Source organism: Rhodoblastus sp., from assembly GCF_041915505.1.
In the GTDB taxonomy this organism is placed as follows: Bacteria; Pseudomonadota; Alphaproteobacteria; order Rhizobiales; family Beijerinckiaceae; genus Rhodoblastus.
Genome location: NZ_JAYSBG010000523.1, coordinates 1 through 1,592, shown reverse-complemented (window position 1 = coordinate 1,592; position 1,592 = coordinate 1). Strand labels below are relative to the sequence as shown.

Below are 1,592 nucleotides of genomic sequence, written 5' to 3'. Positions count from 1 at the left end.
CGAACCAGACCCAATGTCCGATCCTCGCATCGCCAAACCAGGACAAAGCGCCTCCCGCCGCCAGCGCGCCGACCGCCAGCAGGAAAAGGATGGTTCTGATCGCCGCCGCGTTCATATTCACCTCCGGACCTGCGATGCGACATTAGCGGAACGGGCCGCGGCGTTCACTGACGCCGATCATTGTCGTGACTGGCGTCCGGCAGGGCCGGCGCCCGCCGAAACGTTCGCGACTTCGATTGATCGGCGCCTGGGGCAATGCTTGTCCGCGCCGAAAATCGGCAAGGCGTCGCCCGACAATCATTTGTAGAAGAATGGTTCGGATGGTTACCGCAGCCATGTTCCCTCTTGCGACGTAGATCGCTGTGAAACGACCGAATTTTGCTTGTTGCAAGGTCGGTTATGGAAATGATCGAATGAGACGTTTCAGTTGGAGCCATCCGCCGTGAATGTGGAAAACGTCACGATCGTCCTGGTTCTGCTCACGGCCGCCAACAGCGCGCCGGTGATCGCCAAGTGTGTCTTAGGGCAGGCTGCGGCCTGGCCGGTCGATTTCGGCTTGGTCTTCGTCGACGGCCAGCCGCTGTTTGGACGCTCCAAAACATTCCGGGGTCTTGTCGTCGCCGTCGCCTTCGCGGCTGGCGCAGCCCCCATGATGGGCCTTGCCTGGCGCGTCGGCGCGGCCACGGCCGCCGCATCGATGACCGGGGATCTCTTTTCCAGTTTCGTCAAGCGCCGCCTTCGGCTGGCGCCGAGCAGCATGGCGCCGATCCTCGACCAGCTGCCCGAAGCCTTGTTCGGAACGCTCGCCGCCGCTTGCGTCTTGCCCCTTCGTCCCGCCGAAATCGCGGTTTGCGTCGCTGCCTTCATCGTCGGGCAAATGGTCGTCTCGCGCGCCGCCTACGCCCTGGGATTGCGCAACGAGCCGTACTGAGAGGCGAGATCAGGCCGAGGCGCGCAAGACGTGCAATGTCGCTTCCGGCGGGCAGTTGAAACGCACGGGAACGATGCAAGCTCCAGCCCCCGCCGACGTATATCCGGCCATTTCGCCGTAACGCCATGGCCCTCGTCCCATATGCCTCGGCAGATAGGATTCGAGCGTCACCGGGAACCCGCCAGGCAGACAGATCTGGCCGCCATGCGTATGGCCGGACAGCATCAGGTCGAAGCCGGCGTGGGCGGCTTGCCGGTAGATCTCCGGCGTGTGGGAGAGCAGAATCGAAAAGCTGTCGTCAGGGACGCCCGTCGCCGCCTTTTCGATGTTGTCGACCCGGTAGAAATGGGCGTCGTCGACGCCCGCGAGATAGATCCGCGCGCCGTCGCGGGCGATCGCCACATTTTCGTTGAGGAGGAATTTCACGCCCATGCCCTCAAGGTCAGGAACCATCCGAATTGTGTCGTGATTGCCGAGCACCGCGAAAATGTCGCCCTTCAGAGCGCCGCGCAATTCGCCCAGAGCCCGCAGGCTGGATTGATACGGACCGAACGTTTCTCCGCGATAATCGCCGGTGAGGACGCACAGGTCATAGGAGAGGCCGGAAGCGATTTCAGCCACGCGCCGCATGGCGCGCGCGCTCATGTCTGCGTGAAGATCG

General features: G+C 63.0%; 2 protein-coding genes. One reads left to right on the top strand and one right to left on the bottom strand.

Going from position 1 to position 1,592, the window contains the following annotated elements:
• Positions 1-442: 442 nt before the first annotated feature.
• Positions 443-931 carry a CDP-archaeol synthase gene (locus ACE3S9_RS19385; protein ID WP_374548113.1) on the top strand — a complete coding sequence of 163 codons (489 nt, stop codon included), beginning with the start codon at positions 443-445 and terminating at the stop codon, positions 929-931.
• A gap of 9 nt (positions 932-940) precedes the next feature.
• Here ACE3S9_RS19385 and ACE3S9_RS19380 read toward each other — a convergent pair.
• A partial coding sequence (locus ACE3S9_RS19380) for a metallophosphoesterase (protein ID WP_374548112.1) occupies positions 941-1,592 on the bottom strand: 652 nt, incomplete at its 5' end.